The following is a 15,371-nucleotide window of genomic DNA, read 5'->3' as shown; positions in this document are numbered from 1 at the left end:
CGTCGAAGCATGCAGACACCAATGGGTTCCGGATTCAGCGCCGCCTCCACGACGTACGACGTACTCGACGGCGTCGATCTGCACGGGAAGGTCGCAGTCGTCACCGGTGGGTACTCCGGGCTGGGCAAGGAGACGGTCCGCGCGTTCCGGGCCGCCGGCGCCGAGGTCGTCGTGCCGGCGCGTGACGTCGCGCGGGCGGCCCAGCAGCTGGACGACATCGCCGGGGTGACGGTCGAGCACCTGGATCTGCTCGATCCGGTGAGCATCGACGCCTCGCGGACCGGTTCCTGGCCGGCGGGCAGCCGCTGCACATCCTGGTGAACAGTGCGGGGATCATGGCGAACCCGCTGACCCGGGACGCCCGCGGGTACGAGTCGCAGTTCGCGACGAACCATCTCGGCCATTTCCAGCTCGCGACGCGGTTGCTGCCGGCGTTGCGGAAGGCCGGGGGCGCACGGGTGGTGGCGGTGTCGTCGCGTGGCCATCGCTACAGCGCGGTCGACTTCGAGGACCCGAACTTCGAGCGCCGGGAGTACACGCCGTACTCGGCGTACGGGCAGTCGAAGACCGCGAACGTGCTGTTCGCCGTCGAGTTGGACCGGCGCGAGCAGGCGCACGGCATCAGGGCGTTCGCGGTGCACCCGGGCAGCATCATCACGCACCTGGCCCGGAACGCGGACCGCGAGATCCTGCGAGCGGGTGGCTTCCTGGACGAGAACTACGAGCCGATCATCGACCCTGCCCGCGGGCTGAAGACGGCCGAGCAGGGCGCGGCGACGCAGGTGTGGTGTGCGGTCAGTCCCAAACTCGAGGGGTACGGCGGGGTGTACTGCGAGGACGTCGACATCGCCACGGTGCACACGTCCGACGTACCGGACACCGAGGTGCTGGCCGTTACTCCGGGCGCGTTCGGCGTCCTGCCGTACGCGATCGACCCGGACAACGCGCAGCGGCTGTGGAAGCTCAGCGAGGAACTTCTCGACCAGGGATAAACCAGGTGCGGTAACCGTGTGTTCCGGGGACCCTGTGGGCGTGGAGATCATCAAGTTGTCGGCCGACGACGAGGTCGGTTGTGCGGACGCTGTTGCCGTGGACTCGGCCGGGTGGAAGCTGGATTGCCCGGAGTTGGTCCAGCACACGCCGCGGACGTTCGCGAACATGCTGCGCTACGGGTGGGACCTGGAGCCGCCGGGGGCATACCTCGCCCGCGAGGACGACGGGACGGCCGTCGGCGTGCTGACGATCGACATCCCGCGGTACGAGAACACCGACAAGACCTGGCTGGACATCAAGGTGCACCCCGACCACCGCGGTCGCGGGATCGGCTCGGCGCTGTTCGAGTACGGCGAACAGCTCACCCGTGAGCTGGGCCGTACCGGGACCGGGCTCGGCGCGATCGATCTGCCGAATGCGCAGGCGTTCGCGGCGCGGCACGGGCTCGAGCAGAAGTCCGTCGAGGTGAACCGCCGTCAGGAGCTGGCCGGCCTCGACTGGGACCTGGTCCAGCGGATGTACGACGAGTCCGCCGCGGCCGCGTCCGGGTACGAACTGGTGCGGATCACCGGCGCGCTGCCGGACGACATGCTCGACGGGATGGTCGCGGTCGTCGAGTCGATCAACGACGCGCCGAAGGACGACCTCGACCTGGACGACGACGTGTTCACGCCGGAGCGGTTGCGCGCGTACGAAGAGGCGCAGCGCAAGAGCGACCGGACGGTCTATCGGGTGGTCGCCCGCGCGAAGGACACCGGCGCACTCGCCGGTCACACCGTGGTCGCGGTCGAGCGCGAGCGCCCGCACCTCGGCGAGCAGCACGACACCGCGGTGTCCCGCGACCACCGCGGTCATCGCCTCGGCGCGCTGCTCAAGTCCGCGATGCTGCTCTGGCTCCGTGAGCAGGAGCCGGCGCTGACCCAGATCGACACCTGGAACGCGGAGTCCAACGACCACATGATCAGCATCAACGAGGCGCTGAACTACCACATCGTCGCGCGCTTCCTGGACTACCAGAAGAACCTCTGAAACAGACCGGGGGCGCCGCAGCACGCGGCGCCCCCGGGCTCTGCACTACTGCAGGATCACTCCCCGACCAGCTGGTTCCAGTGGCCGGTGATCGAGAAGATGCCGGTGCCCGGCACCGTGGCGCCCGGGACCCGGCCGTAGGACGTGACCGCGGTCTTCGAGCCGTTGAACTTGCTCATCGCGTACTGGTAGATCGAGTCGGTGTCGTTGTCGAAACCGGTCACCAGCGTGCCGCCCCTGGTACCGCACTCCACGGCGGCCAGCGACTCGTACGCCGCGAAGCCCGAGCTCCGGACCAGCTTCAGGACCGGCTTCGTCGAGGCCGCGGCCGGGATGTGGACGGTCCAGAGCGCGCCCGCCTTGGTGGTCATCAGCAGCGTGTCGTAGGTCGGGGTCTCGGAGATCACGGTCATCGCCTTGAAGCCCTTGAAACCCGGGAAGTGGCCGAGTGCCCGGAAGGTCGCACCCGACGCCGCGTAGCGGTACAGGCTGCCGTTGGTGCTCAGCCCGTACAGGTACGAGCGGTTCGGCGCGGTGATCGCGTAGTTCGAGGTCACCAGCTGGGTGAAGCTGCTCCAGCCGGAGCCGATCCGCGCGTAGGTCGGCCGCGGGTTGTCGGTGTCGAAGTACGTGACGCTGCGGTAGAGCGTTCCGCCCTGCACGAACAGGCCGTGGGTGTAGATGTGCGCGTCGGTCTTCACGCCGTACCACGTCGTGTTGAGCCGGGTGCCGACGAAGCGGAACTCCGAGTAGAACTCGGGGCGCGGCGGCTTGCCCGGTGTCACCAGGACGTCGTTGATCGCCGGAGTCGGGGTGTTGAAGCCCACGTCCTGCTGGCATCCGCCGGAGGCGAGCTTCGTGTTCGGCGTGGTCTTCAGATTGCCCTTGGCGATCCCGGGCGTCGGGTCGGTCCGGACGGCGGCGGTGGCCGGTCCGGTGGCGGCCGTCGCGGCGAGCATGCCGACCCCGGCCAGGGCGAGCGCGAAGCGCTTGAGTTTCATACTGGGAGTCCCCCTCAGGACATGGTCGACCTCGATGAACCTCGAGATCGTGCGCGAGCATAACGCGCGCGGGGGACAGCAGGCGCCACAGTTGCAGCTTGTTGCAACTGTTCCAGGCTAGACCGCCTCGACGATTGTGACCTTCATCTCATGGGAGAGGGTGAAACCCAGCGAGTGGTACAGCCGGATCGCGGTGCTGTTGGTGCCGCCGGTGTGCAGGAACGGGGTCCGGGAGGTCGCGGTGACGTGGGCGGCCACGGCCCGGATCAGCCGGGTGGCGAGGCCCTGACCGCGGGCCGACGGGTGCGTGCAGACCGCGCTGATCTCGGCGTACCCCGGCAGGCTGAACCTGGTACCGGCCATCGCGACCAGCTCGCCGCCGCGGCGGATGCCGAGGTACGTGCCGAGCTCGATCGTGCGGCTCCGGAACGGGCCCGGATCGGTCAGCGCGACCAGCGCCAGCATGTCCGGTACGTCGTCCACGCCGAGCCGGACCGCTTCCGCGTCCTCGGCGGGCAAGTCGGGCGGGGCGACGAACTGGACCAGGTCGAACCTCCTGTCCAGCTTGATGCCGTCCGGCACGTCGAACTCGGGCCGCATCAGCGCGGCCGGGCCGGAGGCCTTGAGCAGCTCGGCCGCGTCGGCCCAGTCCGCCGCGGTCGGCTCGTCGGGCAGGCCCAGGAACGGCGCGACCGCGGCCGGGTAGCGGCGGGCGTTGCCGCGGACCTCGGCGAAGGACGCGTGCGGCCCGGTCAGAGCGGCGTACACGGGGTTGGTCAGCATCAGAAGCCCAGCTTGCGAAGGTTCTTCGCGTCCGTCTGCCAGTTCTTCGCGATCTTGACGTGCAGGTCGAGATAGACCGGCGTGCCGAGCAGGGCCTCGATCTGCTTGCGCGCGGCCGCGCCGACCTCGCGCAGCCGGGCACCCTTGTGGCCGATCACGATGCCCTTCTGGCTCTCCCGCTCGAGGAAGATGTTCGCGTAGATGTCGAGCAGCGGCTTGTCGGCCGGCCGGTCCTCGCGCAGGTTCATCTCGTCGATGGTGACGGCGATCGAGTGCGGCAGCTCGTCCCGGACGCCCTCCAGCGCGGCCTCGCGGATCAGCTCCGCGACCAGCGTCTCCTCGGGCTCGTCCGTGATGTCCCCGTCGGGATACAGCGGGAAGCCCTCCGGCAGCAGCTTCACCAGTTCGTCGGCGACCACGTCGACCTGGAACCCGGACGTCGCCGACACCGGGACGACCGACGCCCACTCGATCCCGACCGACTCCCCCAGCGCCTGGATCTCGGCGAGGTGCTCGACCATCCGGTCGGGCGAGACCAGGTCGGCCTTGGTGGCCAGGGCAACCTTCGGGGTCTTCGCGACCTTGGCCGCCTCGCTGACCAGGAACCGGTCACCGGGGCCGATCTTGTCGCTGGCCGGCAGGCAGACAGCGATCACGTCGACCTCGGCCCAGGTGGTCTTGACCAGGTCGTTCAGCCGCTCGCCGAGCAGCGTGCGCGGCTTGTGCAGACCGGGTGTATCGACCAGGATCAGCTGCGCGTCCGGCCGGTGCACGATGCCGCGGACGGCGTGTCTCGTGGTCTGCGGCTTGGACGAGGTGATCACGATCTTCTGCCCCACCAGCGCGTTGGTGAGCGTGGACTTGCCCGCGTTCGGCCGGCCGACGAAACAGGCGAAACCGGCCTTGAAGTTCTCAGGTGTGGACGACATCGTGGACCTCTCCGGTGCCCAGGGCAACTACGACGGGAATGTTGGCACCGGCGAAGTGCCGGACGACCTGGATGTCCGGCGCGTCGCCGTCGGTGACCACCGCGGCCGCCTCCAGACCCTTCACCCCGGACGCGAGCGCCATCGCGACCGCGAGCTGCAGCGCGGTCAGCTCGACGTTGTCGAGCGCCACGGTGCAGGCGGCGTACGTCCGCCCGTCGCTGTCCCGTACGGCGGCGCCTTCGACCGCACGGGTACGAGCGCGCGCGGCCCGGGCCAGCGTGACGAGTTTGGTGTCCTCGGCGGACAGGTCAGACAAAGGTACTCCTCAGGCGATCAGGCGTGCTGGTGGTTCTGGTCGTGCGGCGCGGGAGATGGCTCCTCGCGGCGTACCAGAACCGTACCTACCTGGTTCCGGCGGCCGGACGGGCGCTCCGCGGTCAGCGACAGGCCCTCGATCGCGACCTCGGCGCCGGGGATCGGTACCTTCCCGAGCAGCTTGGCCATCAGGCCGCCCACGGTGTCCACGTCGTCGTCGTCCAGCGGTACGCCGAACAGCTCGCCCAGCTCGTCGATCGGCAGCCGGGCCGACACCCGGTACGCGCCGTCGGCCAGGTGCTGCACCGAGTCCGGGTCCTCGTCGTACTCGTCGGTGATCTCGCCGACGATCTCCTCGAGGATGTCCTCGATCGCGACCAGCCCCGCCGTACCGCCGTACTCGTCGACGACGATCGCGAGGTGCATCCGCGCGGCCTGCATCTCGCGCAGCAGCTCGTCGACGGGCTTGGAGTCCGGGACGTACATGCACGGCCGCATCACCGACTCGACCCGTTCGGTGGACTCGGCCTGGGCGTTGTCGTAGACGCGGCGCATCACGTCCTTGAGGTAGACGACGCCGACGATGTCGTCGAGCGACTCACCGATCACCGGGATCCGCGAGTACCCCGAACGCAGCGCCAGCGAGGTGAGCTGGCGGAGCTTCTTGTGCTTCTCGATGAACACCATGTCGGTCCGCGGCACCATCACCTCGCGGACGATGGTGTCGCCGAGCTCGAACACCGAGTGGATCATCTGCCGCTCGCCGGACTCGATCACCGCGGACTTCTCCGCGTAGTCGACCAGCGCGCGCAGCTCGGCCTCGGTCGCGAACGGGCCTTCGGCGAACCCCTTGCCCGGGGTGAGCGCGTTGCCGAGCATGATCAGCACCTTCGGCAACGGACCGAGGATCCGGGTCACGGTCATCACCGGACCGGCCGAGAGGATCGCGAACCGGTCCGAGTGCTGCCGGCCGAGCGTCCGCGGCGCGACGCCGATGATCACGTACGAGACCAGCACCATCACCACGGCGGTGATCAGGATGTGTTCCCAGGTCACCGAGAGGACCTCGGACAACGCCTGGGTGACCAGGACGATCGCGGTGATCTCGCAGCTCAGCCGGAGCAGGAGCAGCGAGTTCAGGTACCGCGGGGCGTCGGAGAGCAGGTCGCGGAGCCGGAGCGCGCGCAGGTTGCCCAGCTCGACCTGCTCGTTCGCGCGCACCTTCGAGTACGACGACAGCGCCGCCTCGGCCGCGGCGAACAGCCCGGCCAGCAGAACGAGCACCGCAGCCACAACCAGCAGAACGAGGTCGTGGGATGTCATGGCAGTATCACGCCTCGATACGGTTTCCAGGTGCGCGCCATGCTTCCAGCAGGCGGCCCTGGACGTCCCACATCTCCGCTTTCTCGGCGGGTTCCGCGTGGTCGTAGCCGAGCAGGTGCAGGATGCCGTGCACGGTGAGCAGCTCCAGCTCGGCCCACGTCCCGTGGCCGGCCTTCGCGCCCTGGGCGGCGGCCACCGTCGGGCACAGGGCGATGTCGCCCAGGTGCCCGAGCGGCAGGTCCTCGTCCGCGTCGCCGTCCGAACCCGGTCGGAGCTCGTCCATCGGCCACGACATCACGTCGGTCGGACCCGGCAGGTCCAGGAACTCGACGTGGTACCGCGCCATGGTGTCCTCGTCGACCAGCTTGATCGACAGCTCACACTCCGGGTGCAGCCGCAGCGACGACATCACGAACCGGCTGAGCCGCATCAGTCCGTGCGCGTCGATCTCCACGCCGGACTCGTTGTTGACCTCGACGTTCATCGGTGGGAATCAGCACTGCCTTCGTAGTTTTCGTACGCCGACACGATCCGGCCGACCAGCTTGTGCCGGACCACGTCATGCGATGTCAACCGGCAGAATGCCAGATCCTGGACGCCGTCGAGAATTTCCTGCACCACCTTGAGCCCGGAATTCGTCCCGTTCGGCAGGTCGACCTGGGTGACGTCGCCGGTGACGACCATCTTCGAGCCGAAGCCGAGCCGGGTGAGGAACATCTTCATCTGCTCCGGCGAGGTGTTCTGCGCCTCGTCCAGAATGATGTAGGCGTCGTTCAGCGTCCGGCCGCGCATGTAGGCCAGCGGGGCGATCTCGATCGTGCCGGCGGTCATCAGCCGCGGGATGGACTCCGGGTCGAGCATGTCGTGCAGTGCGTCGTACAGCGGCCGCAGGTAGGGGTCGATCTTCTCCGACAGGGTGCCGGGCAGGAAGCCGAGCCGCTCGCCGGCCTCGACGGCCGGCCGGGTCAGGATGATCCGGTTGACCTCCTTGGCCTGCAGCGCCTGGACCGCCTTGGCCACCGCCAGGTAGGTCTTGCCGGTACCGGCCGGGCCGATCCCGAACACGATCGTGTTCTTGTCGATCGCGTCGACGTAGCGCTTCTGGTTCAGCGTCTTCGGCCGGATCGTACGGCCGCGGCTGGACAGGATGTTCTGCGTCAGCACGTCGGCCGGGCTCTCGGCGGTGGCCTGCTTGACCATCGCGATACTCCGCTCGACCGAGTCCGCGGTCAGCCCGTGCCCGGTCCGGATCACCGCGATCAGCTCGTCGATCAGCCGCTCGGCCAGGGCCAGCTCGGCCGGCTCACCGTTGAGCGTGATCTCGTTGCCGCGAACCATGATGTCGGCGGCGAACAGCCTCTCGATGATGCGGAGGAACTCGTCCCGGGCTCCGAGCAGCGCCACCATGTCGATGCTGTTCGGCACGACGATCTTGTGCGACGCCTGCGTGCTGGTGCCTGCACCTGAAACCGCGCCGTTCGGGCGCGCCTCCGGTTCGATACTGCGTGGCCTGGACAGGCTCTTCCTCCTGAATAAACGTGATGGGACCTCCCATGCTAGCCGTCCCGTCCGACAGCCTCACTCGGAATTCGCCGGGACGCCTGCTTCGTGCCTACAGAATCGCGCCCGATCGGTGCATGCTGTTGTCAACCTGGGACGCAGTCTTGGCGTCGTCTTTTCGTGGCACAACCGGCCGTGGTGTACGAAGAGTGCGTGACACATGAGTCCTCGTGGGATGCCGACGAGGCGCTGACGGCTGTGTACACGGCGCATTACACCTCGCTCGTCCGCCTCGCGAGCCTGCTGCTGCGCGACACCGGCACGGCCGAAGAGATCGTGCAGGACGCGTTCGTCGCGATGCACGGCCGGTGGAACCGGTTGCGCGACCCCCACAAGGCCCTCGCGTACCTGCGGACCGCGGTGGTGAACCGCTGCCGGTCCCGCCAGCGCCACCTGGTGGTGGTCGACCGGCATACCCCGCGGTCGCTGCCCGACGAACCCAGTGCCGAACAGGCCGTCCTGCGCACCGCCGAGACCGACCGGGTGATCGAGGCGATGCGGACCCTGCCGGAGAAGCAACGCACCGTGATGGTCCTGCGGTATTACGGTGACCTGTCGGAGGCGGAGATCGCCGACACGATGGGCATCACCCGGGGTTCCGTGAAGAGTCATGCCGCGCGCGCGACCAAGTCGCTGCGCCAGCTCCTGGAGCAGAACGCATGAGTGACCAGCAGAAGGATCCGTTCGACGAGGTGATGCGCCGGGCCCTCCGCGAGGAGGCGGACCGGATCGAGCCGGCCGACGCGCTGCTCGAGATCCGCGCCCGCGCACACGCCCAGCGGCCGTCCAGGCTGCGCCCGTGGTTCCTGACCGCCGGCGTGGCCGCGGTCGGTACCGCGGCGGCCGTCGGAGCCTTCACCGTGTTCAACGGCTCGGACACCACCGCGAACGACGGTGACTCGGTCGCCGGGCAAGGTACGGCGAACACCTCGACCGCCCTGCCCGAAAGCCAGGCGCCGTCGGTACTGACCGCGTCGCCGGTGCCGAGCCCGTCGGTGAAGACCGCCGGCCCGACGGACCGCGGCGTACCGGAGGAGACCGTCAAGAACCAGCTCGTCCCGGTCTACTGGCTCGGCGAGCAGATCGGCGTACCGAAGAAGCGGTCGGCCCGGCTGTACCGCACCTGGACGAAGGTGAGCGGGCACCCGGCGGAGCAGGCGGTCCGGATCATGACGACGAAGCAGCCCGCCGACCCGGACTACTTCTCGGTGTGGCGTGGCGCCGCGGTGAACACGGTGACGCGCACGGACGACGCGGTGACGGTCGACTTCAAGCAGTTGCCGAAGGCCACCTTGGACCCGGACGTCGCGCGCGTGGCGGCGCAGCAGCTCGTGTACACCGTTCAGGGCGCGTTGCAGGACAACCAGACGCCGATCCGCGTGACCGAGGGCGGGCAGACCGTACCGCGGCTGTTCGGGCAGATCGACGCCACCCAGCCGCTCGACCGGGCGCAGGCGGCCGACGTCCAGGCGCTGGTGTGGATCGACTCGCCGTCGGAGAACGAGGCGCTCGACCCGTCGGTGACCGTGCAGGGTGTGGCGGCCGCGTTCGAGTCGACCGTCAACTACCAGGCGACGAACGTGAAGACCCGCGAGGTGCGGAAGGGCTTCACGAACACGAAGGAGGGCCAGACCTTCTCGTCGTACTCGTTCCAGCTCATGCTCAGCCCAGGCCCGTGGCAGATCAGCGTGTACCTGGTTTCGCCGGCCGACGGGAGTATCACCGACACCGACACCAAGTCGATCGTGGTCAGCTAGCGCGGGGTCAGTCCGCGCGGTCGATGGTGGCGGCGAGCAGGCCGGGGAACGCGGCGTCGAACTCGGCGCGGCGCAGCCGGTTGAGGCGACGAGCACCCTCATCGCGCTGCTCGATCAGGCCGGCGGAGCGCAGGACGGCGAAGTGGTGGCTGGCGGTCGCCTTCTTGATCGGCAGGTCGAAGGTGCCGCAGGCGCGGGTCCAGTCGTCGTGGGCGGCCAGGTCGCGCAGGATCGAGCGCCGGACCGGGTCCGCGAGCGCGTCGAGGGCCGCCTGGAGCGGCACCCCGGCCGGGTCGGCATGGGTGAGCGTCCGGGCTCTGGCGGTCTCGACAGCCATAATGTTCGATCCTCGTCGTACAGTTGTGTTCGGTATCTGTCTAACAGCGTAGCGAGGTGCTGGTGATGATCGAACTAGTCGACTACAGGTACGGGCCGGACGCGCGACCGCGAGTTGCGGAGGCCCGCGCGGCGGGGCGGGAGGGCGCGCTGGCCGCGCTGGAGACGTTCTACTACGCGCTCAACAACAAGGACCTGGACGTGCTCGTCGACGGCTGGGCGGACGATCCGTTGGTCCAGCTGAACAACCCGGTCGGAGGGATTCTGCGCGGCCGGGAGGCGGTGCGGGACCTCTACAGGCGGGTGTTCGCGGGCAGCTTGAACGTCCAGGTGACGTTCGGCGACGCGGCGACGTACTGGCTGGACGACTCGGTGGTATTCGCCGGGCGGGAGGTTGGCAGCTATTTGGGCGACCGTCCGCTGCAGATCCGTACCACCAGGGTCTTCAGGTACGACGGTTCGTGGCAGCAGATCCACCACCACGGGAGCATCGACGACGCGGACATGCTCGCGGCGTACCAGCAGGCTGTTCGCGATTAGCGCCAGCGGGAGCGGGACAGCAGGGCGGAGGCGGCTGCAACGCCCGCCGTTGACGTTCGGAGGACGGTGTCGCCGAGGCGGACCGGCGGGACGGCGAAGGACGAGAGCTCCGCTGGAGTCAACCCACCCTCAGGCCCGATCACGATGACGATGATGCCTGTCCGTGGTAGGTCGAGGGTGGCGAGGGGGACCGTGGCTTCCTCGTGCAGGACGACCGGGAGCGCCGCGGTGGCGAGCAACGCGGCGACGTCCGACGTTGACGCGAGTGGAGCGACCTCGGTGAACCAGGTGCGGCGGGACTGTTTGCTGGCCTCGAAGGACCACGACTGCCACTTCGCGAGCAGCTTCTCGACGCGTTCCGGGTTGGCGCGGAACTGGCTGCGGTCGGCGTTCCACGGGACGATGACGTCGACGCCGACCTCGGTCAGCATCTCCACCGCGAGCTCAGCGCGCTCGCCCTTCGGCACGGCCTGCACCACGACGACCCGCGGGTCCGCGGCCGGCGTACTGCCCCGCTCGTCCACGGCCACCGTCAGGCCCACCTTGGACGCGGCGACCACAGACCCCTCGGCCCAGGCACCCCGTCCGTCGGTCAGCCGGACCCGCTCCCCCGGCCCGATCCGCCGTACGACCGCGGCATGCCGGCCCTCGGCCCCGTCGAGTACCAGTTCTTCCTCGCCGAGCTCGGCGAGGAAGAACACCGCGACACCCACGGCTGCTAGTGCGCGCCGAAGGCGTCGCGGAGGCGGCCGAAGACGCTCTTGTGCGTGGCTTGGACCTGACCCTGGGGGCGTTCCTCGTCGCGGGCGATGGCGAGCTGGCGGAGCAGGTCGGCCTGGGCGTCGTCGAGCTTCGTCGGGGTCTCCACGATCACCTGGACGATCAGGTCACCCCGCCCGGCATGCCGCAACCGCGGTACGCCGCGCGCGGTCAGCGTCTGCGTCGTCCCCGACTGGGTCCCGGGGCGGACCTCGAGCGGCGTCGTCTCGCCCTCGAGGGTCGGCAGGTCGATCGTCGTACCGAGCGCGGCGGCCGTCATCGGGAGCGTGACCGTGCAGTGCAGATCGTCACCGTTGCGGGTGAAGATGTCGTGCGGCTCGACCTCGATCTCGACGTACAGGTCGCCGGCCGGGCCGCCGCCGGGGCCGACCTCGCCCTGACCGGACAGCTGCACGCGGGTGCCGGTGTCGACGCCGCCGGGGATCTTCACGGTGACGGTCCGGCGGGAGCGCACCCGCCCGTCGCCGGAGCACTCGACGCACGGGTTCGGGATGGTGGTCCCGTAGCCGCGGCAGTTCGGGCAGGGACGCATCGTCCGCACCTCACCGAGGAACGACCGCTGCGTGTGCGTCACCTCACCGCGCCCGTGGCAGATCTCGCAGGTCACCGGCTCGGACCCGGCCGCCGCGCCGGATCCGCTACAGGTCGGGCAGAGGACGGCGGTGTCGACCTTGAGCTCGCGCGTCGTACCGAACGCGGCCTCGGCCAGGTCGATCCGGAGCGGGATCAACGCGTCCTGGCCGCGCCGGGTGCGCGGCCGCGGTCCACGGGTCGCGCCGCCGGTCTGGCCGAAGAATGCGTCCATGATGTCGGTGAACGTGAACGCCTGGCCGAACCCAGCCCCGCCCGGCCCGCCGGCCGCGGAGGCGAACGGGTCGCCGCCGAGGTCGTGCAGCTGCCGCTTCTGCGGGTCGCTGAGCACCTGGAACGCACGCCCGATCTCCTGGAACTTCTGGTGCGCGTCCTCGGAGTCGTTGACGTCCGGGTGGTACTGGCGTGCCAGCTTGCGGTACGCCTTCTTGATCTCGTCCGGTGACGCGTCACGGCTGACACCTAGGACGGCGTAGTAATCGGTGCTCATACTCCAGACCAGGGGGTTGTCTTCATTTGAATCATGACTCAGCCAGGATCTGGCTGACGTAGCGCGCGACGGCCCGTACGGCGCCCATCGTGCTCGGGTAGTCCATGTGCGTCGGCCCGACGATGCCGAGGGTGGCCAGTACCTCCGACTTGGACCCGTACCCGGTCGCGACCACCGAGGTGGTGGCGAGCTCCTCGTACGGGTTCTCGTGGCCGATCCGAACGGTCAGCGTCTGCGGGTTGGTCGCCTCGCCGAGCAGTTTGAGCAGGATGACGTGCTCCTCGAGGGCCTCCAGCACCGGCTTCACGTTCCGCTCGAAGTCGTCGCCGTACCGGGTCAGGTTGGCGGCGCCGCCGACCGCGATCCGCTGCTCGCCGACCTCGTCGGTGAACGCCTCGAACAGCGTGGTGACGATCGACGAGACCAGCGGCCGGTCGGCCGGCGCGAACAGGTCGGGCACGCCGGCCAGTGAGGTGGCCGCGTCGGTGAGGCGCTGACCGGCGAGGGCTGAGTTCAGCCGGGAGCGCAGGTCGGCGATCAGCTGCTCGTCGACGTCCTGGGGATGTTCGACTAGCCGCTGCTCGACCCGCCCGTTGCTGGTGATCAACACGAGCAGTAGCCGGCGTGGACTCATCGTGACGACCTCGATGTGCCGCACGCTCGACCGGTTGAGCGACGGGTACTGCACGATGGCGACCTGGCGGGTGATCTGGGCGAGCAGCCGCACGGTCCGGCGGACCACGTCGTCCAGGTCGACCGCACCGGCCAGGAACGACGTGATCGCCCGCTTCTCCGCCGCCGACAGCGTCTTGACCGTGCTCAGCTTGTCGACGAACAGCCGGTAGCCGGCGTCGGTCGGGATCCGGCCGGCGCTGGTGTGCGGCTGGGTGATGTACCCCTCCTCCTCCAGCGCGGCCATGTCGTTACGTACGGTGGCCGGGGAGACCCCGAGGTTGTGCCGGTCCACGAGTGCCTTCGACCCGATCGGCTCATGGGTCGCGACGTAGTCCTCGACGATGGCGCGGAGCACATCCAGCTTGCGGTCGTCCAGCACGCGCACCACCCTTTCGGACCCTTGGCACTCCGTCGTTCAGAGTGCCAGTCTAGGCGGTCTCGGGTGAGGCTCCCAACGGAACCGGCGCCGGACGTGTCACTGTACTGGCCACATCAAGCGGCTGATCCTGTACGGCGGAGTCGATGAACGACTCCAGTACGTCGAGCACGTGGTACGCCAGCTCCCCCGACGCCCGGTGTGGCTCGCCCGTGCGCAAGGCCCGGGCCATGTCCGCGACACCGACCCCGCGGCCCGTCCCGGCGTACCCGCCGGCGACCGGAACCTCGGTCCACTCGCGCTGATCCGGGGTCACGATCTCGACGGCGCCGTCGAATCCGTTCGGGTCCGGGACGGACAGGCTGCCGTCCGTGCCGTGGACCTCGATCCGGGGCAGCCGCCCGGCCCAGACGTCGAACGACATCAGCACGGTGGTCAGCGCGCCCGACTCGTGCTCCAGTACGCCGGTGACGTGCGTCGGCACCTCGACGTCGAAGACGGTCCCAGCGCGTGGTCCGGTGTGGATCTTCCGCTGCTGCTTCGCCCGGCCCGCGCGGGCCGTGACCCGGACGACCGGACCGAGCAGCGTCACCAGGCTGGTCACGTAGTACGGGCCCATGTCGAGGACCGGACCGCCGCCGGGGCGGTAATAGAACTCGGGCGCCGGGTGCCACAGCTCGTGGCCGGGGGTCACCATGAACGCGGTCGCCGCGTGCGGGGTGCCGATGTCACCACGGTCGATCACCGCACGCGCCGTCTGGGTGCCGGTGCCGAGGACCGTGTCCGGTGCACAGCCGATACGCAGGTCGTTGGCAGCGGCGTACTTCAGCAGCGGTTCCGCTTCGGCACGGTCCATGGCCAGCGGCTTCTCGCCGTACACGTGCTTGCCGGCCTCCATCGCCGCCTGGTGTACGGCGGCGTGGGCAGCCGGGATCGTGAGGTTGAGGACGATGTCGACGTCGTCGGCCGCGTAGAGCTCCTCCGGTGACACCGCGCGGATGCCCGGGTTCTGGTCCGCGATGGCTTGAGCGCGCGAGACGTCCAGGTCCGCGACCGCGACCACGTCGACGCCGGGGAGCTTGGCGAGGTGGTCCAGGTAGGTACCGGAAATGACGCCGGTACCGACGATGCCGACTCCGGTCACTTGCTCGCCCACAGCAGCCCCCGCTCGATGATCGTGCGTACCTCGGGCGTCTCCAGGTCGTCCAGCTTGTGGCCGACCGTGCAGACGAAGACCTTGCCCTCGCCCCAGGTCCGGGTCCAGATCGCCGGCATCACCGCGCCCTCGATCCACGGGTAGTCGGGGTGCGACTCGAACGTCGTGGTGGCGAGCACCGTGTTGGTCGGGTCGTAGTGGATGTAGTACTGCTCGGTGTGCACGTCGAAGTGCTTGATGCCCTCGACGATCGGGTGATCCGCAATGATGTCCACCCGGTAGTCGGTGAAGCCGTGCGGGTGCGAGATGAACTGCCCGCCGGTGATGAAGCTGTAGTCGACGTTCTTCCGGAACGAGTCCGCGATCCCGCCGTGCCAGCCGGCGAACCCGGTACCGCGCCGGATCGCCGCCTCCAGGCCCTTGAAGTGGTCGTCCTCGATCTCGCTCATCGTCACGCACTGCACGACGAGGTCGACGCCGTCCAGCTCGAGGTAGGCCGCGGTGGTGTCGGAGACCGTCACCTCGTAGCCGTTGTCCTTCAGGTACGGGATGAACAGGTCGGTCGCCTCGACCGGCGAGTGCCCTTCCCAGCCACCCCGGACCACTACCGCACGTCGTGTCGTCACCACGGCCACCCTTCGAAAGTTTCGGAGTTCCGATCGGAACACTTGCGACCTTAAGTCGCAAGGAGAGGGCTTGCCAACCGTTACTCTCACCACCTGGGCCGGAAGTTCTGG

19 protein-coding genes are annotated in these 15,371 nt (G+C 69.0%); 6 read left to right on the top strand and 13 right to left on the bottom strand.

The genetic code is table 11. The features are described from left to right. Positions 1-9: 9 nt before the first annotated feature. Genes FB475_RS38215 through FB475_RS27310 form a run of 3 tightly spaced genes read left to right on the top strand, consistent with a single transcriptional unit; the run spans position 10 to position 2,022 of the window. Positions 10-321 carry an SDR family NAD(P)-dependent oxidoreductase gene (locus FB475_RS38215; RefSeq protein ID WP_272952105.1) on the top strand — a complete coding sequence of 104 codons (312 nt, stop codon included), beginning with the start codon at positions 10-12 and terminating at the stop codon, positions 319-321. Beyond that, positions 318-992, top strand: coding sequence for an SDR family NAD(P)-dependent oxidoreductase (locus FB475_RS27315; RefSeq protein WP_272952104.1), 675 nt, complete (start codon positions 318-320; stop codon positions 990-992). The genes FB475_RS38215 and FB475_RS27315 overlap by 4 nt, the downstream gene beginning before the upstream one ends. Before the next feature lie 40 nt (positions 993-1,032). Then, positions 1,033-2,022, top strand: a complete 990-nt coding sequence (locus FB475_RS27310) for a GNAT family N-acetyltransferase (protein WP_238332445.1) — start codon at positions 1,033-1,035, stop codon at positions 2,020-2,022. 56 nt (positions 2,023-2,078) lie between these two features. Here the strand turns inward: FB475_RS27310 and FB475_RS27305 are convergent, their stop codons facing one another. From FB475_RS27305 to FB475_RS27275, 7 genes are all read right to left on the bottom strand, one after another. Beyond that, positions 2,079-3,023, bottom strand: a complete 945-nt coding sequence (locus tag FB475_RS27305; protein ID WP_141859421.1) for a hypothetical protein — start codon at positions 3,021-3,023, stop codon at positions 2,079-2,081. A gap of 117 nt (positions 3,024-3,140) precedes the next feature. Further along, positions 3,141-3,806, bottom strand: a complete 666-nt coding sequence (locus FB475_RS27300) for a GNAT family N-acetyltransferase (RefSeq protein WP_141859419.1) — start codon at positions 3,804-3,806, stop codon at positions 3,141-3,143. Beyond that, positions 3,806-4,735, bottom strand: coding sequence for a GTPase Era (gene era, locus FB475_RS27295; RefSeq protein ID WP_141859417.1), 930 nt, complete (start codon positions 4,733-4,735; stop codon positions 3,806-3,808). Before era ends, FB475_RS27300 begins: the two co-directional genes overlap by 1 nt. Then, positions 4,719-5,051 carry a cytidine deaminase gene (locus tag FB475_RS27290; RefSeq protein ID WP_141859415.1) on the bottom strand — a complete coding sequence of 111 codons (333 nt, stop codon included), beginning with the start codon at positions 5,049-5,051 and terminating at the stop codon, positions 4,719-4,721. The genes era and FB475_RS27290 overlap by 17 nt, the downstream gene beginning before the upstream one ends. Positions 5,052-5,068: 17 nt before the next feature. Then, on the bottom strand, positions 5,069-6,373 hold the full coding sequence (locus FB475_RS27285) for a hemolysin family protein (RefSeq protein WP_141859414.1): 1,305 nt from the start codon (positions 6,371-6,373) through the stop codon (positions 5,069-5,071). Positions 6,374-6,380: 7 nt separating this feature from the next. Further along, positions 6,381-6,857: an rRNA maturation RNase YbeY gene (gene ybeY, locus FB475_RS27280; protein WP_141859412.1), complete on the bottom strand. Its 477-nt coding sequence runs from the start codon at positions 6,855-6,857 to the stop codon at positions 6,381-6,383. Beyond that, the gene (locus FB475_RS27275) at positions 6,854-7,780 is read right to left on the bottom strand and encodes a PhoH family protein (RefSeq protein ID WP_185759470.1); all 927 of its coding nucleotides are present in this window, start codon (positions 7,778-7,780) and stop codon (positions 6,854-6,856) included. The genes ybeY and FB475_RS27275 overlap by 4 nt, the downstream gene beginning before the upstream one ends. A gap of 306 nt (positions 7,781-8,086) precedes the next feature. On the opposite strand from FB475_RS27275, the gene FB475_RS27270 reads away from it, so the two are divergent. Both FB475_RS27270 and FB475_RS27265 read left to right on the top strand, forming a co-directional pair. Continuing rightward, on the top strand, positions 8,087-8,596 hold the full coding sequence (locus FB475_RS27270) for a SigE family RNA polymerase sigma factor (RefSeq protein WP_238332444.1): 510 nt from the start codon (positions 8,087-8,089) through the stop codon (positions 8,594-8,596). Beyond that, positions 8,593-9,690: a Gmad2 immunoglobulin-like domain-containing protein gene (locus tag FB475_RS27265; RefSeq protein WP_141859408.1), complete on the top strand. Its 1,098-nt coding sequence runs from the start codon at positions 8,593-8,595 to the stop codon at positions 9,688-9,690. Before FB475_RS27270 ends, FB475_RS27265 begins: the two co-directional genes overlap by 4 nt. A gap of 7 nt (positions 9,691-9,697) precedes the next feature. On the opposite strand, the gene FB475_RS27260 is transcribed toward FB475_RS27265, so the two are convergent. Next, on the bottom strand, positions 9,698-10,027 hold the full coding sequence (locus FB475_RS27260) for a helix-turn-helix domain-containing protein (protein ID WP_141859406.1): 330 nt from the start codon (positions 10,025-10,027) through the stop codon (positions 9,698-9,700). A gap of 65 nt (positions 10,028-10,092) precedes the next feature. On the opposite strand from FB475_RS27260, the gene FB475_RS27255 reads away from it, so the two are divergent. Then, complete coding sequence (locus tag FB475_RS27255; protein WP_141859404.1) at positions 10,093-10,566, top strand: YybH family protein; 474 nt, start codon at positions 10,093-10,095, stop codon at positions 10,564-10,566. Here the strand turns inward: FB475_RS27255 and FB475_RS27250 are convergent. The 5 genes from FB475_RS27250 to FB475_RS27230 are packed head-to-tail and all read right to left on the bottom strand — an operon-like array spanning position 10,563 to position 15,260. Continuing rightward, positions 10,563-11,279, bottom strand: coding sequence for a 16S rRNA (uracil(1498)-N(3))-methyltransferase (locus FB475_RS27250; protein ID WP_141859402.1), 717 nt, complete (start codon positions 11,277-11,279; stop codon positions 10,563-10,565). The two genes, FB475_RS27255 and FB475_RS27250, sit on opposite strands and share 4 nt — an antisense overlap. A gap of 5 nt (positions 11,280-11,284) precedes the next feature. Then, complete coding sequence (dnaJ, locus tag FB475_RS27245) at positions 11,285-12,427, bottom strand: molecular chaperone DnaJ (protein ID WP_141859400.1); 1,143 nt, start codon at positions 12,425-12,427, stop codon at positions 11,285-11,287. A gap of 31 nt (positions 12,428-12,458) precedes the next feature. Continuing rightward, a complete protein-coding gene (gene hrcA / locus FB475_RS27240; RefSeq protein WP_141859398.1) occupies positions 12,459-13,481 on the bottom strand; it encodes a heat-inducible transcriptional repressor HrcA in 1,023 nt (340 codons plus the stop codon). A 49-nt stretch (positions 13,482-13,530) separates the two neighbouring features. Beyond that, a complete protein-coding gene (locus FB475_RS27235) occupies positions 13,531-14,634 on the bottom strand; it encodes a Gfo/Idh/MocA family protein (protein ID WP_141859397.1) in 1,104 nt (367 codons plus the stop codon). Beyond that, positions 14,619-15,260, bottom strand: coding sequence for a ThuA domain-containing protein (locus tag FB475_RS27230; protein ID WP_238332443.1), 642 nt, complete (start codon positions 15,258-15,260; stop codon positions 14,619-14,621). The genes FB475_RS27235 and FB475_RS27230 overlap by 16 nt, the downstream gene beginning before the upstream one ends. Between the last annotated feature and the right edge of the window lie 111 nt (positions 15,261-15,371).

This window comes from Kribbella jejuensis, assembly GCF_006715085.1.
Lineage (GTDB): Bacteria > Actinomycetota > Actinomycetes > Propionibacteriales > Kribbellaceae > Kribbella > Kribbella jejuensis.
The sequence above is the reverse complement of the archived record's forward strand: the minus strand, read 5'-3'. Positions and strand labels throughout refer to the sequence as shown.

Excerpts from the sequence above, each read along its gene's own strand:
- FB475_RS27260 (WP_141859406.1), bottom strand. The coding sequence starts at position 10,027 with ATGGCTGTCGAGACCGCCAGAGCCCGGACGCTCACCCATGCCGACCCG.
- dnaJ (WP_141859400.1), bottom strand. The coding sequence starts at position 12,427 with ATGAGCACCGATTACTACGCCGTCCTAGGTGTCAGCCGTGACGCGTCA.
- FB475_RS27300 (WP_141859419.1), bottom strand. The coding sequence starts at position 3,806 with ATGCTGACCAACCCCGTGTACGCCGCTCTGACCGGGCCGCACGCGTCC.
- era (WP_141859417.1), bottom strand. The coding sequence starts at position 4,735 with ATGTCGTCCACACCTGAGAACTTCAAGGCCGGTTTCGCCTGTTTCGTC.
- FB475_RS27255 (WP_141859404.1), top strand. The coding sequence starts at position 10,093 with ATGATCGAACTAGTCGACTACAGGTACGGGCCGGACGCGCGACCGCGA.
- FB475_RS27285 (WP_141859414.1), bottom strand. The coding sequence starts at position 6,373 with ATGACATCCCACGACCTCGTTCTGCTGGTTGTGGCTGCGGTGCTCGTT.
- FB475_RS27305 (WP_141859421.1), bottom strand. The coding sequence starts at position 3,023 with ATGAAACTCAAGCGCTTCGCGCTCGCCCTGGCCGGGGTCGGCATGCTC.
- ybeY (WP_141859412.1), bottom strand. The coding sequence starts at position 6,857 with ATGAACGTCGAGGTCAACAACGAGTCCGGCGTGGAGATCGACGCGCAC.
- FB475_RS38215 (WP_272952105.1), top strand. The coding sequence starts at position 10 with ATGCAGACACCAATGGGTTCCGGATTCAGCGCCGCCTCCACGACGTAC.
- FB475_RS27265 (WP_141859408.1), top strand. The coding sequence starts at position 8,593 with ATGAGTGACCAGCAGAAGGATCCGTTCGACGAGGTGATGCGCCGGGCC.
- FB475_RS27275 (WP_185759470.1), bottom strand. The coding sequence starts at position 7,780 with ATGGTGGCGCTGCTCGGAGCCCGGGACGAGTTCCTCCGCATCATCGAG.